The following is a 24,334-nucleotide window of genomic DNA, read 5'->3' on the forward strand; positions in this document are numbered from 1 at the left end:
AAAAGGAATCTCCAACCCCAGGAAACCCTGAGGCCGGGGATGTCAACATATCTGGCGTTGACTTTTGGCACGCTGTTGAGTTCTCAAGGAACGGATGCTTCCTTTGGACCGCCTTCCAGCGGACCCTCCGGGCTTCGTTCTTTCGTGTTTCCAGCTTACCAGATGCTTTCCGCTCCGTTTACCGGCGCTTTCTGCTTCCGACTCGCTGTTGTCTTCCAGCGCTTGGCGCCCTGTCCGACGTTTCAAACACTAGCCGACCTCCACTTCGAAAAGCGAATCCGGCCGCAATCCGATAAAACGAACACGCCATATACAGACTGGGCCGCACCTGCGCATGACAGATTCGCCCCAGCCCGAGCCGGGAAGTGTTGGTTCAGAGGATTGGCCGCCCCGGGACCGTCCGCGTTGACACGTGTCCGGTGCTCCCAGTCGAGCGACTGGGAGACCCTACCCCTCCCCGGCGCCCGAGACAAATGCCCTGTCCGGACGGCCCCGGCCCCCTCCTTCTCCCCTCTCTCCCGCGGGCTCCGGGTCGGCGCCCGCGGGAGAGAGGCCGGGCCCCCTACCCGCGACGAACGGTCGCCTACCTGAACAGGCGGTCGCCGCTGGCGGCCATGCGGTGGGTCCCGCTGTGGCGGTTCACCCAGTCCCGGACGAGGTTGACGGCGTTGGCGCACTGCCAGCTGTTGTCGTACTCGCGCACCCCGGTGAAGGCGCCGTAGCCGGCGATGATGCCGTCCACCTGGGCGTCGCCGAGGAGCTTGTCGACATACCACGGGTCGTTGTAGGTGGTCGTCCAGGACAGGGTGGCCGCGAGTCGTCCGGCGGACCGGTCGGCGGCTCCCTTCTTCAGTTCCGCGCACGTGTTGTAGGTGGCCTCCGTGCAGTTGCCGAAGCCCTTGGTGATGTCGCTGTCGCCGTAGTCCATCGCCCGGCGGCCAGCCGGGAAGCCGGAGCCGGACCGGTTGAAGGCGCTGTTCACCTGGTCGCGGGTGCCGGTCGTGGTGATGCCCTCCAGCGGGCCGAGCCTGCCCTCCAGGCTCTTCCAGCCCCGGCCGCCGACGTCCGGGGTGCTGCCGCCGTGGTACTCGTAGAAGCCGTAGAGCACCTGGATGCCGGCGGCCGTCAGCCGCTGGGCCTTGTCGCGCAGTCCGGCGACGCTGCAGGTGCGGTTCGGCTCCTCGCCGCAGTAGTTGGGGTCCTTGATGTCCAGCCAGACCAGCGACAGCCGGCGGCCCGCGTCGGCGTTGGAGAGGATGCGGTCGAGCATGCTGTCGAAGCTGGGGCCGAGCCGGTTCTCGCCGGCCGAGGAACAGTCGTGGTAGGCGCGCCACTCGTTCGGGTTCCACCAGGCGCAGACGTCGATCTCGATGGCGTTGGCACCGTGGTTGATCGCGGCGTCCACGCCGTCCAGGGTGTCGACCCGGTGCGCGATGGCGTAGATCGGGTGACGCTGGTCGGCGGCGGCCGCCGGGGTGGTGCCGAGCGCGGTGACGCCGACGATCCCGGACAGCGCCGCCGTGAGGGCCGACAGCGTCCGCAGGTGGGCACCGCGCCTGTGGTGAGTGGTCAAGAGGTGCTCCTTCTCGCTGGTGCTCGAAGTCGTCCGTACTCAGGCGTACTCGGATCTACTCGGACGTACTCGGACAACCGATATCACCGACTCCGCGTCGCCGTACGGTGAATGAGCGATACCTGCGGTCTCGCGGGCGCCATCGCTCAGCCGAGCGGCGCCAGCACCCCGTAGGCGTCAGAGGAGTACGCGGCGAGGTCGGGGTGGCGCTTGAGCAGGCCCGCCAGGTCGTCGAGCGCCCCGGGCTGCTCCGTCATCCGCCGCGGCAGCACCAGCCGGCCGCCCTGCTCGGGCGGGACCAGGCCGCCCACCAGGGCGCGGCGCACGGTCCGCTCGTGCCGGGTACCACGGCCGGTGCCGCCGTACGGGTCGCGGGCCAGGGCGCTGACGCCACCGCGGGCGGAGAGCTGGTCGAGCTCCGGGACGAGCCGCCAGACCTGCTGGGCGTGGTGGCTCTGCACCGACCCGGCCAGGTTCGCCTCCAGGCCGTGGGCGTGGCACAGCTCCACGAGGAACCGGATCTCCTCCAGCGAGAGGATGCCGGCCCTGGCCAGGCCGTGCCGGTCGGTGTCGTGGCGGTCGAGGTCGGCGAGCTCCGGGCTGCCGGCGGTGGAGACCAGTCCGATCCGGGCGACCTTCAGCAGGATGCTGGTGTCCACCATGATCGCGTCGGCGCCGGCCGCCGCGCTGGCCTCGACCATCGCGCGGATCGCCTCCCGATCGGTGCGACGGGCCGTCGTGAGTCCGTAACCCGCGTGGGAGAACGGCTCGTTGACGGCCACGAAACCGCCGGTCGTGCCCGTCGGCAGGGCGCCGGAGGCCCTCAGCTCGGCCGGCTCCGGCCGCCGGCCGCCGAACAGCGGCTCGCCGTGCGGGTCGAGCAGTGCGTCCGCGTACTCGGCGAGGTCGAACGCCCCGGGCGTGGACGGCTCGCACGGGTAGTACTCCCGCAGGCCCACCAGGGCGCGCCGCACCTGCGGGAGCGTCTTGCGGGCGTCCCACAGGTCGAGGTCCTGGGCGAACAGGACGGACATCACCCGGGTCTGCGACAGCCGGTCGGTCCGGCGCAGCGTCGCCGTGATCTCGCCGAGCACATCGGCCAGTTCACCGGTCCGCATGCCGTCCAGACCGACCTTGACGATCCCGCAGGGATGCACCCGGGTGCCCATCGCCAGGGCGACGCCGAGGGCGGCCTGGGCCGCCTTGCCGACCTGCTCGTACGCCGACTTGGGCAGGGCCAGACCGTTCTCCGCGCGCCGGTACAGCAGCTGGTCCTCGCCGATGTTGGTGCTCAGCTGGACCGGGAGGTCCCGCCGGGCGGCCAGCACCGCGTCCGCGATGTCCATGATCCGGCGCGGTTTGATCGTGCCGAGCGCGCTGCGCGGGTCCTCGCTGTCGATGATCCGCGCGCCGCCGAGGACCGCCTCCCGCGCCTCCTGCGGGTCGAAGACGCTGACCAGCAGCCGTCGATCCGCCCCGACCTCGCCGGGTATGCCGGGCATTCCGATGGTCGACACCGTTCCCCCTCCGAGAACTGACTGTTCGTTCGGGGGTCAGTCTTGACCGCAAGAGGTGCCCCACCGACCGATCGGCGACCGATCCTCACTCGAAGGAGTGAGATCACTTGACAGCAGGGTGGCCAGGCGGCGATGCCGCCCCGGCACGCGGCCGGTCCGCGGGCGCCTCCGGATGCTCCGTCGGCGCCCACGGGCCCGTCACCGTCGCGGGCCCGTCACCGTCGCGGGCCGGCCACGGCGTACAGCGCGCCGCCGGTCACCAGCAGGGCCACCGCGGTCCAGGTGGACACCCCCGTCCCGGCCGGACAGGTCATCCAGCCGATCGCCTTCCCCACGGTGGTGGGCGGCAGCGGGGGGACGAGGATGGTGAAGCCGAGCCAGCCGATCGGCAGGATCCAGGCGAGGTGCGCTCCGCAGAGCACCGCCCCGAGCGCGGCCAGGCCGGCCAGGCCCGCGGTGTCCCGGAGGACGACCTCGGTGGGGGCGAACCTCGGCCCCGCGGCCTGCACCGCCAGCACCGCGGCGCCCACGACCACGCCGATCAGCAGCGCGTGCGCCGCCCGGCGGGGCGCCCACCGGATCGCGGCCGTCCGGTCCAGTGCGGAGTCCTGCCCGCCGAGCCCGACGGAGCCGGCCGCCACGCCCGCGGCGAGCACGAAGTACACGATCGGGTTGATCGCGTCCGCCTCCACCGCGCCCGTGCCGCCGCCCCGGTTGAAGGCCCACACCACCAGGGCGGTGAGCGCCACCGCGGCCGCCGACGTGGGCACCTGCCGTGAACGCGCGTACAGCGTCAGCCACCTCACCGCGACACCTCCCCGGCCAGCACCGGAATCTGGTCCTGCCGCGCGCAGGACAGGGAGGCGGCGTGCAGCGCGACGATCCGCGAGCGCTGCTCCGCCGGCGGCAGTGCCGTCAGCTTCTGCCACGCGGTGTCGGCCGCCGCCCAGGTCTCGACCTCGTACGCGGTGGTGCCCTTCGGCGCCAGCGGTTGGAGCTGGGGGTCGTGGAGCGCCCAGCTCACGGCGATGCTCTGGGCGGGGATGGCCTGGTGCCCGCCACCCTCCTTGTCGTTGTCCGGGTAGCAGCTCGGTGCCAGGCCCTTGGCGATCAGCGCGCGGGTCAGCTGCTCGCCCGTCGCGTCGGCGAGCAGCCGCTCGCTGAAGTCGACCAGCAGCACGTCCGCGGAGAGTTCGCGCGCCTCGGCGAGCTCGTGCAGCGCGGTGTCCTCCCGTACCGAGGTCGGCGCCCGGTCACCCAGGACCTCGTGCAGCACGCGCAGCGCGTCCTTGCTGCGCTGGGTGAGCTCGGCCAGGTGGGAACGGCTCGCCTGGGTCACGCACACCGGCCCGTCGCACACCAGCGCCGAGGCGGCCTTGTCGACGACGTAGACGTCGCGCGCGGCGGACGGGAGGACCAGCAGGGCCAGGGCCAGGCCGGCCAGGGCGGGAGTCACCGCGAGCAGCCGGGCCCGCCGGGTCGCGGCCGCCAGCAGCGCGACGCCGGTGGCGAGCAGGCCGAGCAGCCAGAGCGTCTGGCCGAGGTGGACGGAGCCGGCCAGGGTCAGCAGCATCTGCCGCGGCTCCGGGGTCGCCGGCGACAGCAGGGCGAACCGGTTCGCCACCCGGCCCGTCGGTACCGCCCCTTCGTTGTTCATCCGCAGGAACAGGCCCGTCCCCACGAAGACGATCACCACCAGGGCCGGCGGGGTGAGGACGGAGGGCAGCGCCCGCGCGACGCCCATGCCGAACACGGCGCCCGCGACCAGGGCCAGTGCCGCCACCAGCGAGATCGGCAGCCAGCCGAGGGGGGTGTAGGTGGTCGGACCGGACGCCACCTGGACTCCGCCCACCAGGACCAGCAGGCCGAAGCCCACCGCCAGCGCGAGCCCGATCGCACCGGCCGGCAGCGCCGCGCGGCGCCAGGCCGGCCGCGGCGTGGTCGTCAGCAGCTCGGTCATCCGCGAGCGGGGTTCGCGCAGCCCGTACACCGCCCCGACGCCGATCACGAAGGGCCACCAGAAGGTCAGCAGGGACCGGGTCCAGAACGCCATGGTGGTCCACTGGGCCGTCCACCCCGCGGTGCCGTGCCACCAGAACGCGTCGAACGGGAGGAAGACCGCCAGGCTGCCGCCCAGGACGACGACTCCGGCCCAGGGGGCGGCCGAGCGCTTCAGCTCGGTTCGCAGCACGCGTGCGTTCACCAGGCGCTCCCCTGCTGGCCGTAGGTGCGGAGCAGCGCCGAGTAGCCGCGCTCCAGGGGGCTGTCGCCGGGGTGCTCGGCGCTGCCCGCCGCGCCCAGCTCGTCCGGCGTGCCCTGGAAGACGAGGCGGCCGTCGGCGAAGAGCACCACGTCGGAGCAGGCGGCCGCGACGTCCTCGACCAGGTGGGTGGAGACGACCACGCAGGTGTCGCGGCCCAGGTCGGTCAGCAGTTCGCGGAAGCGCAGCCGCTGGGCCGGGTCGAGGCCGGCCGTCGGCTCGTCCAGCAGCAGCACCGCCGGGGAGTTGACGATGGCCTGGGCGATGCCGGCCCGCCGCACCATGCCGCCGGACAGGGTCTTCATCCGGTGGTCGGCGCGGTCCGCCAGGCCCACCCGTTCGACGGCGCGCTGGACGGCGTCGGGGATGTCCCGCTTCGGGACCTCCTTCAGCCAGGCCATGTACTCGACGAACTCGCGTACGGTGAACCGCTTGTAGTAGCCGAAGTCCTGCGGCAGGTAGCCGATGCGGCGGCGCAGGGCCCGGTGGTCGCCCACCCTGCCGAGGGAGGTGCCGAGCATCTCCAGCTCGCCCTCGGTGGGGCGCAGCACGGTGGCCAGTGTCCGGATCAGGGTGGTCTTGCCCGCTCCGTTGGGCCCGAGGAGGCCGTGGGCACCGATGCCCAGCGAGAGGTCGAGGCCGTCGACGGCCATCTTGCTCCGTCCGACGCGGACCTTCAGGCCGCTGGCCCGGATCTCCCAGGGGTAGGTCTTCGGCGCGGTGTCGGCCGCGCTCGCCGTATGCGTCATGCGATGGTCCCTTTCGAGGGTGGACAGGGTGGACATGGGTTTCACAGCGTCGAGTACGTGTCCCGGCGGGCGATCACGGCGCAGACGCCGAGCGCGAGGAGCAGCCCCCAGACGGGCAACTGGTCGCGTTGCAGGGCCAGTTGAAGGAAGGCGGGGACCCGGCCGGTGATCGAGGTGGGGGCCACGACGACGAGGCCCCACCCGGCCGCCAGCCCGAGGGCGGCACGGGTCACCCCGACCACGCTGCCCAGCGCCAGGGCGGTGGAGGTGAAGGCCAGGGAGGGCAGCAGCCACTGCGCGGCCGTCGTGCTCCCGGTCAGCCATCCCCCCAGCAGGAGGACGGGCAGGACCACCACGAGGACCGAGGTGGTGCGCCTGAGCAGCAGGGGCAGGCCGGCCCGGGCGGTGGAGGCGGTCAGTTCGTGGGCCGGGTCCAGGCCGCTGGACCAGGACGCGGCGACGCCGCACAGCGGCAGCACCGGCGCGATCAGCGACACCGGTGAGGAGCTGCCGAAGACCTCCGCCGGGGCGGCCGCGTCGAGCAGCAGCGCCACCAGGGTGACGACGGCGGTCATGGCCAGCCACGGGGTCATGGCCGGCGTCAGCCAGGACGACACCCACCTCGGCCGGCGCCACCGCGGGGGCACCGCGCCCACCGCGTCCAACCGCGGTTCCAGGCCGGCCCGGACGGTGTCGACGAGCGCGGCGATGTCGGGTGCCCCGGTGGCGACGGAGGCCGCCAGCAGGCTCCGGCAGGGCGCGCACGTCTCCAGGTGGGCCTCCAGCGCCCAGACCGTGTCCGCCGCCATCGTCGTGACGCCACGTGCGTAGTCGTCGATCAACTGCCTGGTCGCGTGTTCCCCACTCATGCCAGCGCCTCCCGCATCGCGATCCGGGCCCGACGGGCACGGGTCTTGACCGTGCCTTCGGGCAGTCTGAGCAGGACGGCGGTCTCCCGGACGGAGAGCCCGTCGAGCACCGTGGCCTGCAGTACCTCTCGGAGTTCCGGCGCCAGCCGGCGCAGGGCGTCCCCGACGTCACCGCCGACGGTGCCGGCGAGCGCCTCCTCCTCCGCCGCGGGCACCACCGCGCGCTCGGCGGCGGCGACCGGCGGTTCGGCGTGGTGGGCCCGGCGCCGGAACGCGTCGACGAGGCGGCGCGCCGCGATCGTCCACAGCCAGCCGACGGCCGTCCCGCCGACCGCGCTCCCGGCGAACGCGCCGGCGGCGCGCCAGACCGCGAGGTAGGTCTCCTGCATGACTTCGGCGACGATCTGCTCGTCCGCGCAGCGGCGGCGCAGCCGTACGGCGAGCCAGGGCGACGTCCGCCGGTACAGCTCGTCGAAGGCCCCGCGGTCGCCCTTGGCCACCAGCCGGAGGAGGCGTTCCTCGTCCAGGTCGTCCAGTGTTCTCCTGCGTGATCTCACACCAGCCAGACGCCCGATGCGGCGTGCGGGTTCTGCATCGGAGGTGACCTGCGTCACATCCGGGCGGAATCGGCCGACCTCCGCTGACCGGCCTTTCAGCAACCGCACGGGGCCGGCGCCCGCGCCCCGGTAAGGTGGTGGATCGTGGCCAGTCGTAAAACGTCGATCTTGGAAGCAGCGGCGCGGGTGATCGCGCGACGCGGGGTGCGCGGGCTGCGGGTGGAGGAGCTCGCCGCCGAGGCGGGTGTGTCCACCGCGCTGATCTACTACCACTTCAAGGACCGGACGGGGATCCTCCGGCAGACGATGGAGTTCATCAACGACCGGGCGGAGCGGTACACGACCGAGCGCGCCGAGGACGCCCCGCCGCTGACGCCCCGCGAGGAGCTGGAGCAGACCCTGCTGCTGGAGCTCCAGGACACCGCCGAGGTGCGGGAGAACAGCACCGCCTGGGGCGAGCTGCGGGCGAGCGCGGTGTTCGACGAGACGCTGCGCGAGGACCTGGCGCGGGCCACCCGGATCTGGGTGCAGGAGGTCGCCGAACTGCTCGGCACCGTACGGCCGATGTCCTCGGCGGTCGCGCTGGCCGGGGCGGCGGAGCGGCTGACCGCGCTGCTGGAGGGGCTGAGCACGCGCTGGCTGAGCGGCAGCCTGCCGCTGGCGCACGCCCGCACGCTCATGGCCGACGCGGTCGACGCCGAGGTGGCCCGGCTCGGGTCCTGATCCGTACGGACCGCACGGGGGGCCTCACTCTGCGCACGGAGCCCGTCAAGGATGCGTTAGGGCATGACCGCGAGTTTGACTGACTTTTCAGTCAGTGCGAGCCTGAACCCGCGGCAGGGTGCTGCCGCCCGTCCGTCCCCACGTGCGCCGCCCCGGCGCGGCGCGAAGAGTGGAGTCGGCGGCCCCCGGCACCCCTCCCGGCACCGTCGCACGATCTGGAGGCCCTCATGACCCACTACCGCGATGACCGCTCCACCGAGCCCTACCCCTGGGTGCCGGCGGACGACGTCCCGCACGCGCGGACCTGGATGTCCTGGCCCTCCCGCCGGGGCGTGTGGGGACTGCGGCTGGGCGGCGTCCAGGAGGACATCGCCCTGATCGCCCGCACGATCGCCGAGTTCGAGCCGGTGGTGATGTGCGCCCCCGACGACTGGACGGCGGGCAAGGCCCAGTCCTGGTGCGGCTCCGGAGTCGAGGTGATCACCGCGATCCCCACCGACGACCTGTGGATGCGCGACACCGCGCCGGTGTTCCGCCGGGACGGGTACGGCGGCCTGGACGCCGTGGTCCTCAACTTCAACGGCTGGGGCAACAAGCAGGTGCACCACGACGACGCCCGGGTCGCCGAGCTCGTCGCCACCCGCCGCGGCCTGCGCCACACCTTCGCGGACTTCGTCGGCGAGGGCGGCGCGATCGAGACCGACGGCGACGGCACCGTGATGGCCACCGAGAGCAGCCTGGTGAACAAGAACCGCAACCGCGGCATGAGCCGGGACGAGATCGAGGAGGCCGTCCTGGAGGCCTACGGCGCCGACACGATGATCTGGCTGCCCGGGATCAAGGGCCAGGACATCACCGACGACCACGTGGACGTCACCTCCCGGTTCGTCCGCCCCGGCACGGTGATGGTGCAGCTGCCGCCGGCCGACCGCAACGACGCCTGGGCCCGGGACGCCCGCGAGCAGTTCGCGATCCTCTCCGCCGCCACCGACGCCCGGGGGCGCCGCCTGCAGGTCGTCCCGGTGCACGGCCCGGACACCGTCCGCTCCCGCAGCTCCAAGTTCGTCGACTCCTACCTCAACTTCCACGTCGTCAACGGGGGCGTCATCACCGCCCAGTTCGGCGACGCGTACAAGGACGCCGCCGCCCGGGACGCGCTCGCCGCGGCCTTCCCCGGCCGTGAGGTGGTGCAGATCGACGTCGACCGCCTGATGGCCGGGGGCGGCGGCATCCACTGCTCGACCATGCACGAACCGCTGCCGTAACCCGGCCGCCCCGCGCACTCTCCTCCACCACCACACCGCCCAGACCCTCAGCTGGAGTTCCCGCATGACCAACGCCCTGTCCCGCCGCACCCTGATCCGCAGGCTCGCCGGCGTCGGCGCCGGAGTCGGCGCCCTCACCCTCGGCCTCACCGCCTGCGACCCCAACGACCTGAAGGACCTCGACGGCGCCGTACCGCCCACGCGGCCCGGCGGCACCCCCGGCGTGCGCCGCTTCGGCGCCGAGTGGGACAAGCACCTGCGCACGGTGATGTCCTGGCCCGCCTCCGAGAACGTCTGGGGCGACCAGCTCGCGGACGTCCGCCGGGACGTCGCCGGCCTGGCCCAGGCCATCGCCGCCCGCGAGCCGGTCGTCCTGATGGCCCGGCCCGAGCAGGCGGACGCCGCCCGGAAGGCCTGCGGCTCGGCGGTCGAGGTGGTCCCGATCGCGGTCGACGACCTGTGGGCCCGGGACACCCTGCCGGTGTTCGTCGAGGAGGGCGGCACGGTCAAGGGCGTGGACTTCAACTTCAACGGCTGGGGCGGCAAGCAGCAGCGCGGCAACGACTCCAAGGTCGCCCGGACGGTGCTGGCCAAGTACGGCGTCGAGCGGATCGAGACCCGGCTGGTCGCCGAGGGCGGCTCCTTCGAGACCGACGGCCAGGGCACCCTGATGGTCACCGAGAGCTCCGTCGTCAACGACAACCGCAACCCGGGCATGAGCCGGGACGCGGTCGAGGCCGAGCTGAAGAAGGTCCTCGGCGTGACCAAGGTGATCTGGCTGGCGGGCGTCAAGGGCAAGGACATCACCGACGCCCACGTCGACTGCCTGACCCGCTTCGTCGCCCCCGGCGTGGTCCTGCTCGACCAGGCCTTCCCCGGCACCCCGGCCGACGTCTGGTCCCGCTCGGCCGACCAGGCCCGCTCCGTCCTGAAGGACGCCACCGACGCGACCGGCCGGAAGCTCCAGGTGGTGGAGCTCCAGCAGCCCGACCCCGACAGGATCACCGGGCGCGGCGACGCCTTCGTCTCCTCGTACATGAACTTCTACATCGGCACCAAGGGCGTCTACCTGCCGAAGTTCGGCGACGCCAGGGCCGACGACCGGGCCCAGCAGCTCATGAAGCAGTACTTCCCGGGCCGCGAGATCGTGCCGGTCAAGATCGACGCGATCGCGGCCGGCGGTGGCGGCATCCACTGCGCCACCCACGACATCCCCGCCCTGGGCTGACCGGACCGGCCGGGCCGGGGGCGACCCCGGGCCGGCCTCCGTTCGGGGCCGGGTCTGGTCGGCGGGCCGGACCCGGCCCCGGCGGGTTCACACCGCGGGCTGCTGCTGGGTGACGCAGTGGATCCCGCCGCCGCCCGCCCCGAGGGAGTCGATGTTGAGCTGCTCGACGGTGCGGCCGGGGAACAGCCGGGCGAGGGCCGCCCTGGCGGCGCTGTCGGCCTTGGTGTCGCCGAACTGCGCCGCGATCACCGCGTTGTTGCACAGGTAGTAGTTGGCGTAGGAGCCGACGAAGTTGGGGTCGGTCGAGCGGATCAGGTTGTAGTCGGGCCCCTGGATCCGGCTGACCGCGAACGGGGTGCCCTGGGCACCGGTGGTGGTGGTCAGGATCCGGTACTGCTGCCGTGCGTCGTTCGACCAGGCGTCGGTGTCGCTCGCCAGCGGCATCTGGACCACGGCCGTCCCCGCGTCGAGGAAGCGGGAGGTGGCGTCCACGTGGTCGTCGGTGATGTCCTGGCCGGCCACACCGTTGAACCAGACCACCGTGCTGGCGCCGTAGGCCGCGCACATCGCGCTCTCGACCGCGGCCTGCGACATGCCGGGGTTGCGGTTGGCGTTGAGGATGCTGCTCCGGGTGGCCATCAGCGTGCCGGCCGCGTCGGTCTCGATGGCGCCGCCCTCGGCGACCAGCCCGGCGGCGGTGAACGGCAGGCCGAGATAGGCGGCGACGCGCCCGGCGACCAGGGCGTCGTTGCCGTGCGGGTTCTGGTGGTTGCCCCAGCCGTTGAAGTTGAGGCCGATCGTGTCGAGGCCGCCGGCGCCGTCGGTGCGGAAGACCGGACCGGTGTCGCGCATCCAGCAGTCGTCGACCGGGATGTCCCCGATGACGGTGACGGCCGAACCGCACATCGAGCGCGCCTTGGCGACGCTCGCCGGGTTGGCGCACATGGTCACCGGCTCGTACTTCGCGATGGTCTTCGCGATCAGGGCGATGTTCGACTGGACACCGCCGAGCTTGTTCCGCCAGATGGTGCTGCTGTCCGGCCAGGCCATCCAGGTGCGGGTGTGCCGGACGGTGTCCAGCGGCACCCGGAGGCCGGCGGCGACGGCCGGGCCCGCGGTGGTGGTGCGGGGTTGCGCGGCCCGGGCCTGCCCACCGCTCGCCGCGGTCAGCGCGGTGCCCGCGACAGCGAGCCCGGCGGCCGTCAGGAACCGGCGTCGGCCGAGCCCTCCGTCGATCGCCGGATGGGATCTGAAGCTGCCCTCCATCACTACCTCCCTGTCAAAGTGCGCTGCCTGTCCGGCAGTTGACCGAAAAGGTAAAACTGACCAAGCGCTCGGTCAATACTTTGCGCAGAGATCGGTGCCGATGCGCCCCTGCCGCTCCCCCGCAGTCGTTACAGTGGCGGCCATGGCGACACAGGCGACGGGCGCAGCCCCGCGTACGGCCCCCGGCCCCGGCGGCACCGGCCGGACGCGCGCTTCCGCCAAGGGCGAGCAGACCCGGGCCCGGCTGATCGCCGCGGCCCGCACCCTGCTCGCCGGCGACGGCGCGGGGCGGTTCACCACCCGCAACGTGGCCGCGCTGTGCGGGGTCTCGCACGGGATGTGCCACTACCACTTCGCGGACCGCACCGACCTGATCGTCGCGGTGGTCGAGGACATCCGGCCCGAGTGGATCACCCCGCTGGAGGAGGCGGTCGCCGGCCCCGGCGGCTACGCCGAGCGCTCCGAGCGGGTCCTGGCACTGCTCACCCGGCCCGAGAGCCCCGACCTCGCCCGGCTGCACGCGGCCCTGCACTGGCTCGCCCTCAACGACGAACGCGTCCGCGCCAGCCTGGAGGCCGAGTACGCGCGCTGGCGGTCCTCCTTCGTCGGCCTGTTCCGCTGCCTGCTGGACGAGCGCGGCGACGGCGCCGACCCGGTGCCGCTCGGCGAGGCCTTCGCCGCCGCCGTGGACGGGCTCGCCGCCATCGGGTCACTGGACGGGACGGTGGACGCCGAGCGGGTGCTGCGGACGCTGCTGGACTCGCTCTCCTCCGCCGCCGCCCGGCCGTCCGGCGCCTGACGGTCCCACTATCCGACCCCGCGTCACCCGGTGGACCCGGGTGCGACGGGCTGCTGCTGGGTGGCGCAGTGGATGCCCCCGCCGCCCGCGGCGATGTGGTTGATGCCGACCTGGGTGACCTTGCGCCCCGGATGGAGGTCGCCGATGATGCCGGCCGCCCGGTCGTCGGTGGCCTGGTCGCCGAAGCGCGGGACGATGACGCCGCCGTTGCAGACGTAGTAGTTGATGTAGGTGGCGAGGAAGTCCTTGCCCGCGCCCTGGATCAGGGTGACGTCGGGCTCGGGCAGGTCGACCACGGTGAGCGTGCGGCCCTTGGCGTCGGTCTCGGACTGGAGCACCTGGACGGCCTGCGCGGAGGCGGTGGTCCAGACGTCCGGCGGGGTGTCGGCGGCGGGCCGGTGCAGCACCACGGTGCCCGGCTCGGCGAAGCGGGCGAGGGCGTCGACGTGGCAGTCGGTGATGTCCTGCCCGGCGACGCCCTTGAACCAGATCACCTTCTCGACGCCGAGCAGGCCCTTGAGGCTCGCCTCGATCTCGTCGCGGGACTTGCCGGGGTTGCGGTTGTCGTTGACCCAGGAGCTCTCGGTGGCCATCAGGGTGCCCTCGCCGTCCACCTCGATGCCGCCGCCCTCCCCGGTGACCGGCGCCTGGACGCGGGTGATGCCGTAGTGGTCCAGGAGGTAGCGGGCGACCAGGGCGTCGTTGGCGTGGGTCTGCTTGCCGCCCCAGCCGTTGAAGTTGAAGTCGACCCCGGCGAGCCCCTTCGGGCCCGTGACGAAGGTCGGGCCGGTGTCCCGGGCCCACAGGTCGTCGACCTTCAGTTCCAGCACCTCGACCGAGGAGCCGCAGGCCTGCCGGGCCTGGTCGGCCTGGTCGGGGCGGGCCAGCAGGACGACCGGCTCGAAGCCGGCGATGGCCTGGGCCAGCCCGGCGATGTCCTGCCGGACGGCCGGCAGTTGGTCGCCCCACACCTCCTCCAGTGCCGGCCAGGCCATGAAGGTGCGGGTGTGCGGGCCGGACTCGGCCGGCATGGCCCACCCGCCGGCCGCCGGGCTCCCCGCCCCGGCCGCCCCCGAGGCCGGACCGCTCTGACCGGACCGCTCCCCCGATCCGCTGTCGGAGGAGCAGCCACCGGTCAGGGCCAGCGCGGCGAGCGCGGCCCCGGACTGCAGGAGTGAACGGCGGGACGGCCGGGGGTGAGCCATGGGGCCTCGTTCCGGTTGGGGTCGGGTTCGGCTCCGCAGGCTACTGATCGGAAGGTCAGATTCCGGCGCGGCACGCACCCGCCGTTCGGGGGAATCCGCTCACACCCCCGCTCACCACCCCTCGGCTCACGCCGCCTCGGTCACCGCCTCCCGCTCGCGGCGCAGCCGGTGCTCGATGCGGATGCCGGACCAGGCGGTGCAGGCCAGGCTGGCGGCGATGAGGCCCTCGGCCCAGAAGAACGCCACGTAGTCGATCAGGGATCCGATCGGCGGCGCCCCGGGGGCCGCGTTGCGCATGCCGATCAGGGCGAACAGGCTCGCCGCCATCCAGCCCAGGGAGGGCCAGACCAGCCCCTCCCGCTTGCGGTACAGCACCTCGGCGGCGCCGAGGACGGCCAGGGCGATGGCCCACATGGCCGCGATCATGAACCAGGAGAGGATGAAGGTGCTGCGGGACCGGGTGATCCGCGTATCCAGGGTCACGGCACCGGAGTTCGCGGTGGTGGCCTGCGGGCGCAGTACGAAGAACGGGTCGGTGTCGGTGAGGACCAGGCCGACGGGCACAGCCGCGCCCCCGCTGGTGGCGGAGAAGCCGGCCTCGGCGCGGTAGCGGTCGAACGGGTAGTCCGTCTTGGTGCCGTCGTACGTCCCGACCTGGACGAGCTGGGACGCCGCGGGCTCCCCCTCGGCCGCCTTGATGGTCACCTTGGGGGTGCCGGTGACGGTGATCTCGACGGGGCGGGCGAAGGTCTGGGAGTCCGGCCCGGCGGCGAACCTGCCGTGCGGGACGGGGGTGACGTAGAGGGTCAGCTGCTGGGCGGTCGGGTCCACGTCCTGGGCGGTGACGTCCAGTTCGATCCAGTCGGGTGTCGCGGGGACCGCCAGCTCCCTGGTCTGTTCGCGGGTGTCGCGCTCGTTGAGGTACAGCCCGATGCCCGACCCGCAGAGGGTGACGACCACCGCCAGGACGGCGGCGAACCGCCAACGGCGGCGGGGGGATCGGTGCGCGGCCCGGTCGGTCGCGCTGGTGTCGTCGGTGGTGACCTGCACGGTCGTCCTTCCTGCGGCGGTGGCGCCGGGCCGGCAGGGTCGCTGCCGCCCGGCGTCGCCCGCCGGTGTTGCTCGGTCGCTCCGGCCCGGCAGGTCCCACCACCTGCCGGGTCGGAGCCGTCTTACAAGGCGCGGCGCGCGGCGGCGATCCGGTCGGGATCCCAGCCGGGCCGGGGTACGGACTCCAGCAGCAGCCGGGTGTAGGCGTGCTGCGGGGAGTCCAGGACGTGGGCGGTGGGGCCGGATTCGACGATCCGTCCGTGGCGCATCACGACGACCTCGTCGGTGACGCAGCGGACGACGCCGAGGTCGTGGGTGATGAACAGGTAGCCGATGCCGGTCCGTTCGCGGATGTCGGCGAGCAGGTTGAGGACCTGCGCCTGCACGGAGACGTCCAGCGCGGCGACCGCCTCGTCCAGCACCAGGACGGCCGGCTGGACGGCCAACGCCCGTGCGATGGCGACGCGTTGGCGCTGGCCGCCGGAGAGCTGCCGGGGCAGCGCGTCGGCCGCCCGGCTGCCGAGGCCGACCTGGTCGAGGAGTTCGCGGATCCGGGCCGCGTGGTCGGTGCCGGGGAAGTGCAGCCGCAGGGTCTCGCGGAGCACGGCCTCGACACTGGTGCGCGGGTCCAGGGAGAGGTACGGGTCCTGGAAGACCATCTGGACCTCACGGGCGCGGGCCAGCCGCCCGGCCCTCCCCCGCACCCGGCCGGCGCGGGCCCGGCCCCGGACGGCGACCCGCCCCTCGTCGGCCTGTTCGAGGCCGACGACGATCCGGGCGGTGGTCGTCTTGCCGGAGCCGGACTCGCCCACGATGCCGAGCGATCCGCCGGCCGGGAGGGTGAAGGAGACGTCGTCCACCGCCCGTACGGTGCCGAAGGTCCGGCACAGTCCGGTGACCTCCAGTACGGCCTCAGGCATCGGCGCGGCTCCCTTCGAGCGGGTGGTGGCAGGCGACCGGGCCCGGCGCCGGGGTCTCCTCGCGGCACAGGGCGGTCGCCCGGGGGCACCGGGGGGCGAACGCGCAGCCCGTCAACTCCTCGCGCAGGTCCGGTGGTTGGCCGTCGATGGCGGCGAGTCGGCCGCTCCCGGAGTCCAGCCCCGGGGTGGCGGCCAGCAGCGCGGCGGTGTAGGGGTGGCGGGGCCGGGCGAAGAGCGCCTCGGCGGGGCCGCTCTCGACGATCCGCCCGGCGTACATGACGTGGACCCGGTCGCTGATGGCGGCGGCGAGACCGAGGTCGTGGGTGACGAACAGCAGGCCGGTGCCGAAGCGTTGGCGCAGCCGGTCGAGGAGCGCGACCACCTCGGCCTGGCTGGTGACGTCGAGCGCGGTGGTGGGCTCGTCGGCGAGCAGCAGGACCGGGTCGCCCATCAGCGCGGCGGCGATCATGACGCGTTGGAGCATGCCGCCGGACAGCTGGCCGGGGTAGCGGCGCAGCAGTTCCGGGCCGAGGCCCACGGCGTCGAGCAGTTCGACCGCGCGCCGCTCGGCGTCCTCCCGGCTCGTCCGGCCGCCGAGGCGAACGCCCTCGGTGAGGAAGTCGCCGACGCGGCGCAGCGGGTTGATCGCGGCCCTGGGGTCCTGGAAGACCATGGCGGCCCGGCCGGTGCGCAGGGCGCGCAGCCGGTCGGGGCCCATCGTCAGGACGTCCTCGCCGTCGACCAGGACGCTGCCCTCGGCAGTGGCGCCGGGCGGCAGCAGGCCGAGGGCGCTGCGGGAGGTGAGGCTCTTGCCGGAGCCGGACTCGCCGACCAGGGCCACGGTCTCCCCGGGGCCCACGGCGAGGTCGACCCCGTCGAGGACGGGCCGGGCGGTGCCGGGCAGGCGGAGCCGCAGGCCCCGGATGTCGAGGGCGTTCACGCGGTCCTCCGGTTCGGGGCTGCGCCGGTTCGTCGGGTCCCCCGGTTCGTCGTTCTCCGGCTCGTCGTTCTCCCGGCTCATCGGCTCCTCCGGGCGACGCGGTCGGCCCAGCGCTCGCCGACGACGTTGAACGCGACGACGGTGAGCACGAGGAGGACGCACGGCAGGATCGCGGAGAGCGGGTAGCCGTGCTGGATCGCCGTCTGGCCGTCGAAGACCATCCGCCCCCAGTCGGGGGTGAGCGCGGGGACGCCGAGGCCGAGGAAGGAGAGGCCGGCGAGGTCCATGAGGGCGTAGCCGAAGTTGATGGTGGACTGCGCCAGGACGATCGGGGCGATGTTGGGCAGGACGTGCCGCAGGCAGATCTGCGCGGCGGAGTGGCCCTGGACCTGGTACGCGGCGACGTAGGGGCGTTCGCGTTCGGCCAGCACCAGGGAGCGGGTCAGCCGCGAGACGTACGGCAGGTAGGCGATCGCGAGGGCGACGACGGGGGCGAGGAGGCCCTCCCCGTACACCGAGACGATCAGGATGGCGAGCAGCATGCCCGGGAAGGCGAAGACCAGTTCGGTGCCGCGGGAGAGGACGGAGTCGAGCCAGCCGCCCCGCCAGCCGGCGACCAGGCCGACCAGGACGCCGGCGACGGTGGAGAAGGCGACCACGCCGAGCGGGCCGAGCAGGGAGGTGCGGGCGCCGAGCAGGAGCCGGGAGAGGGTGTCACGTCCGGCGGCGTCGACACCGAGCAGGTGGTCGGGCGAGGGGCCGGCGAGGGCGTTGCCGAGGTCGACGGCGTTCGGGTCGTCCGGCGCGATCCAGGGGGCGAGCAGGGCGGCCAGCACCACCAGGGCGACGAGGCCGAGGCAGGCCAGGTGGAGCGGGGCGCGGGCGGCCCTGAGGCGGCCGAGGCCGGGCCGGCGGGTGAGGGCGACACTCATGCGTCGGCCCTCCTCGAACCGAGGGCGACCCGGGGGTCGACCAGCGGGTGGAGCAGGTCGACGACCAGGTTCACGGTCATGAACAGGGCGACGATCAGCAGCGAGATGGCCTGGACGGTGGGGAAGTCCTTGGTGGTGGTGGACAGTTCGAGGAGCTGGCCGATGCCGCCGATGCTGAACGCGGACTCCACCAGGATCGTGCAGACCAGCAGGGTGGAGACGATCAGGCCGCCGGTGGTCAGCACGGTGCCCAGCGAGTTGCGGAACACGTGGCGGCGGATCACCTCGCGCTCGGGCACGCCGCGGCTGCGGGCGACGGCGACGTGCTCGCCCTCCAGGGCGTCCAGCATCGCCGAGCGGGTGACCCGGGCGAGCATCCCGATCAGGTACAGCGCGAGGGCGACCGCCGGCAGGGTGAGGTGCCACAGCAGGTCGCCGAAGCCGTCGCCGGTGCCGCTGGTCGGGAACCAGCCCAGCTTGACCGCGAACAGGCCCTGCAGCAGGACGGCCGCGACGAAGGAGGGGGTGCCGACCGCGAGCGTGGTGGAGAGCAGGACCGCCGAGTCGGTCGCGCCGCCGCGCACCGCGCCGATCCAGCCGAGGGCCAGGCCGAGGACGGCGACCACGAGCAGGGCCATGACCACCAGGGTCAGGGTGGCGGGCAGCCGGTCGGCGAGCAGCCGGGACACGTCGGTGCGGTAGGTGATGGAGCGTCCGAAGTCGCCCTGCAGCACCTGGCCGAGCCAGCGGAAGTACCGCACCAGGAACGGGTCGTCGAGGTGGTACTGCTCGTTGATCGCCTGCAGGGCGGCCGGGGAGGCCGACCGGCCGGACAGCAGGAAGCTCGCCGGGTTGCCCGGTGCCAGGTACATCGCGCCGAAGACCACGAAGGACGCGCCGAGCAGGGTGGCGGCCATCTCGGCCAGCCGCCGGGCGGCGAATCTCAGGAAGTTCACCGGGCGGCCCCCACGTCGGCGGCCCACGGGTAGTACATGTACGAGATGGTGGTGGGGGCGCCGGTGACGCGCTTGTTGAGGAAGACGGAGGTGGGCCACTCGGCGACCGGGATCCACAGCAGCTGCTCGGAGGCGGTCTGCTGGAGCCTGGCCTCGATCGCGCCGCGCCTGGCCGGGTCGTACTCGGCGGTGGCCTGGTCGACGAGGTCGTCGTAGGCCTTGTCGCTGAAGCCGGCGTAGTTCTGGTAGGCGCCGGTCCGGAAGTTGGCGAGCAGGTCGAGCGGGTCGGTGACGGAGTCGTAGTACGTCTCCGGGAACAGGTCGATGCCCTCGCGCGCCTTGGCGTCGGTGAACAGCGCGGTGAAGGCGTTCGGGGCGATCGTCTTCAGCTGGACGTTCAGGCCGATCTTCGCTCCGGCGGCCTGGACGGCGGTGGCGAGCAGCGAGACGTCCTGGCCGATGGTGCTGGTGGCGACGGTGAGCGTCCTGCCCTCGGCGCCGGCCTCCTTGACCAGGGCCTTGGCCCGGTCGATGTCCGGGGCGGTGGGGGTGAGGTGGTCGAAGGCCGCCTTCCGGACGTCCTCGGGGGCGCCGGCCCAGGCGGCCCTGGTGGTGAGGGAGCCGGTGACGGTGCCGGCGCCGGCCAGGCCGGTCCGGACGAAGCCGGAGCGGTCCAGGGCCAGCGACAGCGCCTGGCGGACCCGCAGGTCGCCGAGCGGGCCGTTCATGCTGGTCACGTTGAGGTTGACGGTGCTCAGGCCCTCGCCGAAGTAGAGCGTGCCCGGGCCCTCGCGCTTCAGCCGGTCGTAGCTCTCGGTGGGGATCAGGTAGCCGCCGTCGACGTCGCCGGTGAGCATCGCGTTGGTGCGGGCGGACGCGTCGGTGAGGAAGCTGAACACGACCTTCTTCGACTTGGCCTTGGCGCCCCAGTAGCCGTCGAAGCGCTGGAGCTCGATCGACTGGCCCTTGGCCCAGGTGCCCAGCGTGAAGGGGCCGGTGCAGTCGAGGCCGCCGCTGGTGCCGTAGTCCTTGCCCGCGGCCTCCACCCCCGCCTTGGCGGCGACGACGCCGGCGGCGGTCGCCATGTACTGCGGGAACTGGGAGTCGGGCTGCTTGAGCTTGACGGTGACCTGGAGCGGGCCGGTCCTGGTGACGGACTCGACGTTCTGGAACACCTGCGCCCAGGCCGCCGCGTTGTCCGGGTTCATCTGCCGGCCGAGGCTGAAGACGACGTCGTCGGCGGTCATCACCGTGCCGTCGTGGAAGTGGACGCCGGAGCGCAGGTCGTAGACCCAGGTCGCCGGGTCGGGGTTGGAGGCCTTCTCCGCGAGGCCGGGGGCCAGGGTGAGCTGGGGGGTCCAGCGCATCAGGCTCTCGCAGACGTTGGAGAGCACCGTGTTCTGCGGGTAGTCGAAGGCCTGGAGGTAGTCCAGGGTGGGCGGCTCGGCGTAGGTGGCCCAGGTGAACGAGTCGAGCTCGCCCTTGGCGGGCGGGGTGTCGGCGGAGAGCCGGACCGCCGCCTGGTCGGCGCCGCCGCGGGGCGGGCCGGAGCAGGCGGCGACCAGGGCCGCCGCCGAGAGCAGGGCGGTGGCGAGGACGAGCCGGCCGCGGGCTCCGGCGCCCCTCGCGGGCGCGGTGGGAGTCATGAGGGTGGGGTCTCCGTTCGCTGGCGAGGGGTCAGGCGTGGGCGGCCGGGATCTGCTGGGTGATGCAGTGGACGCCGCCGCCGCCGTAGGCGATCACCCGGGCGCGCACGCCGACGACCTTCCGGTCCGGGTAGGCGGCGGCGAGCACGGCCAGGGCGCCCGCGTCCTCGGGGTGGTCGGCGACCGGCACGACGACGCCGCCGTTGGCGAGGTAGAAGTTCAGGTAGCCGACCTCGACCTCGCGGTCGTCGACCTCGACGAAGGCGGCCTGCGGCAGGTCGACGATCTCGAAGGGCCGGCCCTGGGCGTCCGTGGAGTGCTCCAGCACGGCGCGGTTGGCCCGCATCCGGGCGTAGTCCGGGTGCGCGGGGTCGGCCGGGAGCTGCACCACGACCTTGCCGGGGGCGACGAACGCGCAGACGCCGTCCACGTGCCCGTCGGTCTCGGTGTCCAGGGCCCCGCCGTACGGCAGCCAGACCACCTTGGTGACGCCGAGGCGCGCCTTCAGTTCGGCCTCGATCTCCTGCCGGGTCATCTCCGGGTTGCGGTTGGGGTGCAGCAGGCACTGCTCGGTGGTGATCAGCGTGCCCTCGCCGTCGACGGTGATCGCGCCGCCCTCGAGGATCATCTCGGAGCGGATCGCCGGGGTGCCGAGGTGCTCCAGCAGCAGGCCGCTGATCCGGTCGTCGGCGTCCCAGGGGCTGTGCTTGCGGCCCCAGGCGTTGAAGCGGAAGTCCACGCCGGCCCGGCGGCCGTCCCCGTCGAGGACGAAGATCGGCGCGGAGTCGCGGAACCAGGAGTCGTCCGTCGGCAGCTCGACCACGGTGATGCCCTCGCCGCACCGGGCCCGGGCCTCCTCGCCGTGGCCGGGCGGCGCGACCATGGTGACCGGTTCGAACTGCGCGATGGCGCGGGCGACGGCCGCGTACTCGCCCTTCACCTCGTCGAGGGTGTCGCCCCACAGGTCCGGGCGGACGGGCCAGGCCATCAGGCAGCCCTCGTGCTCGGTCCACTCCGCGGGCATTCGGTACGTCACGGGAAACCTCTTCTGTTCGGGCCCCTCCGGGCGCGGCGCGGTGCGCCGGGCAGCGACGTGGCCGTCGGTGGTGTCCGGGAGGGGGTGGGGGTCTACGGGGCGCTCCCTGGCTGATGCGGGAGGCGTGGGGGTTGCCCCGCATCCTCTACCGTACTGAAAATTCAGTCAAGACTTGGAGGCAAAGCTGATGGAAACCCCTGAAACGATCATCAGGAACCTGTCTGACCAGCCGGGAAGCCCGGTAGAGTGGGCGCCCATGTCGGACCGTCGGACGGAAATACTCAAGGCCGCGACCCGGGTGATCGCCCGGCGCGGCGTACGCGGACTGCGCGTGGGCGAACTCGCCGCCGAGGCCGGGGTGTCCACCTCGCTGATCTACTACCACTTCACCGACCGGGCCGGGATCCTCCGGGAGACGCTGGCGCACATCAGCGACCGCGCGGACCACTACACCGCCGACGAGGAACCCGCCCCGGCCCGCGCCGAGAGCCCCCGGGCCGACCTCGAACGCGTGCTGCTCCGGGAACTCCAGGACAGCCCGGACGTCCGGGAGAACAGCACCGCCTGGGGCGAGTTGAGAGCCACCGCGGTCTTCGAACCGCACCTGCGCGAGGACCTGGCGCGGACCACCCACACCTGGGTGCACGACATCGCCGAACTGCTCGCCCGGGCCGATCCGTGCGGGACCGCCCCGGCGCACGCGGCCGCCGCCGAGCGGCTCACCGCCCTCGTCGAGGGCCTGAGCGTGCGCTGGCTGAGCGGCTCGCTGCCGCTCGACCACGCCCGCCGGCTGCTGTGCGGGGCCGTCGAGGCGGAGCTGGCGCGCGACTAGCCAGGCCGTCGCGGGCGGACCGCTCCCGTCGGGCCCCGCGTCGGGCAGCCCTGCCGGGGCCGATTCGGCCGATCCTGATAAAACCTCTAAACTCTGCGGCGCCGTGCGTGCCGTGCGTGCCGCGTGTGCCGCGTGTGCCGTACGCCCGTTTCCGGCCCGTCCGGCCTGTCCGGCCCCCGTGCCGCCCCCTGACCGCCGAGAGAGGCAGCCCGCATGTCCGCTGACCGGTCCCCCTTCGCCCTCCAGCCGGTCTTCCAGGAGCTGGCCGACGACGACCCGCGCGAGGTCGGCGGCCACCTGCTGGCCGCCCGGCTCGGCGCCGGCGGCATGGGCCGGGTCTACCTCTCGTACACCCCCGGCGGCCGGCCGGTGGCGCTCAAGGTGGTGCGGCCCGAACTGGCCGGGGACCCGGAGTTCCGGGCCCGGTTCGCCCAGGAGGTGGCCAGCGCCCGACGCATCCACGGGCTGTACACGGCCCAGGTGGTCGACGCGGGCGTGGACGCCGCCACCCCCTGGCTGGCCACCACCTACGTGCCGGGCCCCTCGCTCCAGGAGGTGGTGCAGCGCCACGGCCCGCTCCCGGAACGGACCGTCCTGCTGCTGATGGCCGGCATCGCCGAGGCGCTGCAGGCGATCCACGCCACCGGGGTGGTCCACCGGGACCTCAAACCCGGCAACGTGCTGATCGCCTCCGACGGCCCCCGGGTGATCGACTTCGGCATCGCCCGCGCGGCCGACGCCAGCGCGCTGACCGGCACCGGCCTGCGGATCGGCTCGCCCGCCTACATGGCGCCCGAGCAGGCCGTGGGCCGGGCCGCGACCCCGGCCACCGACGTGTACGCGCTGGGCGCCTTGGCCGTCCACGTCGCTGGCGGCGCTCCGCCGTTCGGGGACGGCCCGGACCCGGCGGCGCTCTACCGGACCGTCCACGAGGAGCCCGACCTCGGCCGGGTCCCGGAGAGCCTGCGCGCGCTGCTGCTGCGGTGCCTGGCCAAGCGGCCCGAGGACCGTCCGACCACCGCCGAGGTGATCGCCGCCGCCCGGAGCCACCCGGCCGTGGGCGGGCGGCTCAGGTTCGGCGACGACTGGCTGCCGCACCCGCTGACCAGCCAGATCACCCGGCACGCCGAGCTGCCGCAGGTGCCGGCCGAGGGGCCCGGGGCCGCCGGGCCCGGGTGGGACTCGGCGCGTACGGTCCTCGCCCCGACCACCCCGCCGACGCCGACGGTGCTCGCGCCGGCGCTTGCGACCGGAGCCGCCCCGGCACCCGCCGGGCCGCTGCCCGCCGGGTCGCGGGTGTCGGCAGGCCGTCAGGCCCCGCGCGCGGGCGGCCGCAGACGCGCCCTCGGGCGCACCGCGCTGACCGCCGCCGTCGCCCTGGCCGTCGGCGCCGCCGCCGCGACGGCCCTGCTGCTCGACGACCAGGAGTCGGGGGAGGCCTCGGCCGCCGAGGCCCCGGTGTCCGGTGCCGCCGAGCCCGGCGCCCCGACCGCCGCCCCGACGCCCGCCGGGTCGCCGTCGCCCACCCGGTCCGCCCCCGTCGCGCCGGGCGCCGCACCGCCGTCCGCCCCCGCCGCCGAGTACGCCCCGGCCTACCGCGCGGTCGAGCTGACCTCGGCGGATGCCGGCTACGAGTTCGACCTCGCCACCGGCACCGTGGTCCCGACCGACAGCGCGACCTGGTACGTCGGCCGCGGCGAAGGCGAGTTCCTGGTGCCGGAGAACGCCGACTCCTTCATCGGCCGGGACGCCGGACTGGGCCCGGCCGAGTGCCTCAAGGGCCTCGGCAGCCGCCCGGCCGGGCGGATCCCGTTCGCCGCCGTCGGGCCGCGCGGCGCCTTCTGCGTCCGGTCCGCGGACGGCCGGGACCTCGCGGTCGTCCGGGTGCTGTCGACCGCGGGCCCGGACGGGCCGGTCCGGGTGTCCCTGGACCACTACCGCCGCAACGGCTGAGAGCCGTCGTTCCCCCGTCGGGCGGCGGGGGGACGACGGCTCCCGGCGTCGGCGGCGG

At 73.6% G+C, this 24,334-nt stretch carries 22 protein-coding genes; 6 read left to right on the forward strand and 16 right to left on the reverse strand.

Features of this window, described 5'->3' with window-relative positions:
• Positions 1-583: 583 nt before the first annotated feature.
• From ACFRQN_RS20110 to ACFRQN_RS20140, 7 genes are all read right to left on the reverse strand, one after another.
• Positions 584-1,573: a phospholipase gene (locus ACFRQN_RS20110; RefSeq protein WP_380741416.1), complete on the reverse strand. Its 990-nt coding sequence runs from the start codon at positions 1,571-1,573 to the stop codon at positions 584-586.
• A gap of 146 nt (positions 1,574-1,719) precedes the next feature.
• On the reverse strand, positions 1,720-3,090 hold the full coding sequence (locus ACFRQN_RS20115) for a (5-formylfuran-3-yl)methyl phosphate synthase (protein ID WP_380741417.1): 1,371 nt from the start codon (positions 3,088-3,090) through the stop codon (positions 1,720-1,722).
• A 215-nt stretch (positions 3,091-3,305) separates the two neighbouring features.
• Positions 3,306-3,896 (reverse strand): hypothetical protein, encoded by a 591-nt coding sequence (locus ACFRQN_RS20120; RefSeq protein ID WP_074004644.1) that lies wholly within the window; start codon positions 3,894-3,896, stop codon positions 3,306-3,308.
• Positions 3,893-5,293: a hypothetical protein gene (locus ACFRQN_RS20125; protein WP_380741418.1), complete on the reverse strand. Its 1,401-nt coding sequence runs from the start codon at positions 5,291-5,293 to the stop codon at positions 3,893-3,895. Before ACFRQN_RS20125 ends, ACFRQN_RS20120 begins: the two co-directional genes overlap by 4 nt.
• Positions 5,290-6,099, reverse strand: a complete 810-nt coding sequence (locus ACFRQN_RS20130; protein ID WP_380741419.1) for an ABC transporter ATP-binding protein — start codon at positions 6,097-6,099, stop codon at positions 5,290-5,292. The genes ACFRQN_RS20125 and ACFRQN_RS20130 overlap by 4 nt, the downstream gene beginning before the upstream one ends.
• A gap of 41 nt (positions 6,100-6,140) precedes the next feature.
• Entirely contained in the window at positions 6,141-6,968 is an 828-nt protein-coding gene (locus tag ACFRQN_RS20135; protein WP_380741420.1) for a zf-HC2 domain-containing protein, read from the reverse strand.
• Complete coding sequence (locus ACFRQN_RS20140) at positions 6,965-7,525, reverse strand: RNA polymerase sigma factor (protein WP_181970890.1); 561 nt, start codon at positions 7,523-7,525, stop codon at positions 6,965-6,967. Before ACFRQN_RS20140 ends, ACFRQN_RS20135 begins: the two co-directional genes overlap by 4 nt.
• Positions 7,526-7,669: 144 nt before the next feature.
• Here ACFRQN_RS20140 and ACFRQN_RS20145 point away from each other — a divergent pair, with 144 nt between their 5' ends.
• The 3 genes from ACFRQN_RS20145 to ACFRQN_RS20155 all read left to right on the forward strand — a co-directional run bounded on the left by ACFRQN_RS20145 (position 7,670) and on the right by ACFRQN_RS20155 (position 10,741).
• Complete coding sequence (locus ACFRQN_RS20145; RefSeq protein ID WP_049650856.1) at positions 7,670-8,248, forward strand: TetR/AcrR family transcriptional regulator; 579 nt, start codon at positions 7,670-7,672, stop codon at positions 8,246-8,248.
• 227 nt (positions 8,249-8,475) lie between these two features.
• Positions 8,476-9,513 (forward strand): agmatine/peptidylarginine deiminase, encoded by a 1,038-nt coding sequence (locus tag ACFRQN_RS20150; protein ID WP_049650855.1) that lies wholly within the window; start codon positions 8,476-8,478, stop codon positions 9,511-9,513.
• 64 nt (positions 9,514-9,577) lie between these two features.
• The gene (locus ACFRQN_RS20155) at positions 9,578-10,741 is read left to right on the forward strand and encodes an agmatine/peptidylarginine deiminase (RefSeq protein WP_380741421.1); all 1,164 of its coding nucleotides are present in this window, start codon (positions 9,578-9,580) and stop codon (positions 10,739-10,741) included.
• Positions 10,742-10,828: 87 nt separating this feature from the next.
• On the opposite strand, the gene ACFRQN_RS20160 is transcribed toward ACFRQN_RS20155, so the two are convergent.
• Positions 10,829-12,007: an agmatine deiminase family protein gene (locus ACFRQN_RS20160; protein ID WP_380741422.1), complete on the reverse strand. Its 1,179-nt coding sequence runs from the start codon at positions 12,005-12,007 to the stop codon at positions 10,829-10,831.
• Between the two features lie 142 nt (positions 12,008-12,149).
• On the opposite strand from ACFRQN_RS20160, the gene ACFRQN_RS20165 reads away from it, so the two are divergent.
• Positions 12,150-12,806 carry a TetR/AcrR family transcriptional regulator gene (locus tag ACFRQN_RS20165; RefSeq protein ID WP_159028415.1) on the forward strand — a complete coding sequence of 219 codons (657 nt, stop codon included), beginning with the start codon at positions 12,150-12,152 and terminating at the stop codon, positions 12,804-12,806.
• Positions 12,807-12,829: 23 nt separating this feature from the next.
• On the opposite strand, the gene ACFRQN_RS20170 is transcribed toward ACFRQN_RS20165, so the two are convergent.
• From ACFRQN_RS20170 to ACFRQN_RS20205, 8 genes are all read right to left on the reverse strand, one after another.
• The gene (locus ACFRQN_RS20170) at positions 12,830-14,011 is read right to left on the reverse strand and encodes an agmatine deiminase family protein (RefSeq protein WP_380741423.1); all 1,182 of its coding nucleotides are present in this window, start codon (positions 14,009-14,011) and stop codon (positions 12,830-12,832) included.
• Between the two features lie 126 nt (positions 14,012-14,137).
• Positions 14,138-15,061, reverse strand: a complete 924-nt coding sequence (locus ACFRQN_RS20175; protein WP_380741424.1) for a DUF4436 family protein — start codon at positions 15,059-15,061, stop codon at positions 14,138-14,140.
• A 122-nt stretch (positions 15,062-15,183) separates the two neighbouring features.
• Positions 15,184-15,981 (reverse strand): ABC transporter ATP-binding protein, encoded by a 798-nt coding sequence (locus ACFRQN_RS20180; RefSeq protein ID WP_049650845.1) that lies wholly within the window; start codon positions 15,979-15,981, stop codon positions 15,184-15,186.
• Entirely contained in the window at positions 15,974-17,002 is a 1,029-nt protein-coding gene (locus ACFRQN_RS20185) for an ABC transporter ATP-binding protein (RefSeq protein ID WP_380741425.1), read from the reverse strand. Before ACFRQN_RS20185 ends, ACFRQN_RS20180 begins: the two co-directional genes overlap by 8 nt.
• Positions 16,999-17,853, reverse strand: a complete 855-nt coding sequence (locus ACFRQN_RS20190; RefSeq protein WP_375875354.1) for an ABC transporter permease — start codon at positions 17,851-17,853, stop codon at positions 16,999-17,001. Before ACFRQN_RS20190 ends, ACFRQN_RS20185 begins: the two co-directional genes overlap by 4 nt.
• Entirely contained in the window at positions 17,850-18,809 is a 960-nt protein-coding gene (locus ACFRQN_RS20195; RefSeq protein WP_079272556.1) for an ABC transporter permease, read from the reverse strand. Before ACFRQN_RS20195 ends, ACFRQN_RS20190 begins: the two co-directional genes overlap by 4 nt.
• On the reverse strand, positions 18,806-20,455 hold the full coding sequence (locus tag ACFRQN_RS20200) for an ABC transporter substrate-binding protein (RefSeq protein ID WP_380741426.1): 1,650 nt from the start codon (positions 20,453-20,455) through the stop codon (positions 18,806-18,808). The genes ACFRQN_RS20195 and ACFRQN_RS20200 overlap by 4 nt, the downstream gene beginning before the upstream one ends.
• Positions 20,456-20,486: 31 nt before the next feature.
• Positions 20,487-21,491, reverse strand: a complete 1,005-nt coding sequence (locus tag ACFRQN_RS20205; protein WP_380741427.1) for an agmatine/peptidylarginine deiminase — start codon at positions 21,489-21,491, stop codon at positions 20,487-20,489.
• Positions 21,492-21,747: 256 nt separating this feature from the next.
• On the opposite strand from ACFRQN_RS20205, the gene ACFRQN_RS20210 reads away from it, so the two are divergent.
• Both ACFRQN_RS20210 and ACFRQN_RS20215 read left to right on the forward strand, forming a co-directional pair.
• Positions 21,748-22,323, forward strand: coding sequence for a TetR/AcrR family transcriptional regulator (locus ACFRQN_RS20210; protein WP_049650842.1), 576 nt, complete (start codon positions 21,748-21,750; stop codon positions 22,321-22,323).
• A gap of 213 nt (positions 22,324-22,536) precedes the next feature.
• Positions 22,537-24,276 carry a serine/threonine-protein kinase gene (locus ACFRQN_RS20215; RefSeq protein WP_380741428.1) on the forward strand — a complete coding sequence of 580 codons (1,740 nt, stop codon included), beginning with the start codon at positions 22,537-22,539 and terminating at the stop codon, positions 24,274-24,276.
• Positions 24,277-24,334: the final 58 nt, after the last annotated feature.

It is taken from the genome of Kitasatospora sp. NPDC056800, assembly GCF_042789775.1.
GTDB lineage: Bacteria > Actinomycetota > Actinomycetes > Streptomycetales > Streptomycetaceae > Kitasatospora.

Coding starts and splice junctions, on each gene's coding strand:
- ACFRQN_RS20130 (WP_380741419.1), bottom strand. CDS start 6,099: ATGACGCATACGGCGAGCGCGGCCGACACCGCGCCGAAGACCTACCCC.
- ACFRQN_RS20135 (WP_380741420.1), bottom strand. CDS start 6,968: ATGAGTGGGGAACACGCGACCAGGCAGTTGATCGACGACTACGCACGT.
- ACFRQN_RS20150 (WP_049650855.1), top strand. CDS start 8,476: ATGACCCACTACCGCGATGACCGCTCCACCGAGCCCTACCCCTGGGTG.
- ACFRQN_RS20155 (WP_380741421.1), top strand. CDS start 9,578: ATGACCAACGCCCTGTCCCGCCGCACCCTGATCCGCAGGCTCGCCGGC.
- ACFRQN_RS20160 (WP_380741422.1), bottom strand. CDS start 12,007: ATGGAGGGCAGCTTCAGATCCCATCCGGCGATCGACGGAGGGCTCGGC.
- ACFRQN_RS20165 (WP_159028415.1), top strand. CDS start 12,150: ATGGCGACACAGGCGACGGGCGCAGCCCCGCGTACGGCCCCCGGCCCC.
- ACFRQN_RS20170 (WP_380741423.1), bottom strand. CDS start 14,011: ATGGCTCACCCCCGGCCGTCCCGCCGTTCACTCCTGCAGTCCGGGGCC.
- ACFRQN_RS20180 (WP_049650845.1), bottom strand. CDS start 15,981: ATGCCTGAGGCCGTACTGGAGGTCACCGGACTGTGCCGGACCTTCGGC.
- ACFRQN_RS20185 (WP_380741425.1), bottom strand. CDS start 17,002: ATGAGCCGGGAGAACGACGAGCCGGAGAACGACGAACCGGGGGACCCG.
- ACFRQN_RS20190 (WP_375875354.1), bottom strand. CDS start 17,853: ATGAGTGTCGCCCTCACCCGCCGGCCCGGCCTCGGCCGCCTCAGGGCC.
- ACFRQN_RS20200 (WP_380741426.1), bottom strand. CDS start 20,455: ATGACTCCCACCGCGCCCGCGAGGGGCGCCGGAGCCCGCGGCCGGCTC.
- ACFRQN_RS20210 (WP_049650842.1), top strand. CDS start 21,748: ATGTCGGACCGTCGGACGGAAATACTCAAGGCCGCGACCCGGGTGATC.
- ACFRQN_RS20215 (WP_380741428.1), top strand. CDS start 22,537: ATGTCCGCTGACCGGTCCCCCTTCGCCCTCCAGCCGGTCTTCCAGGAG.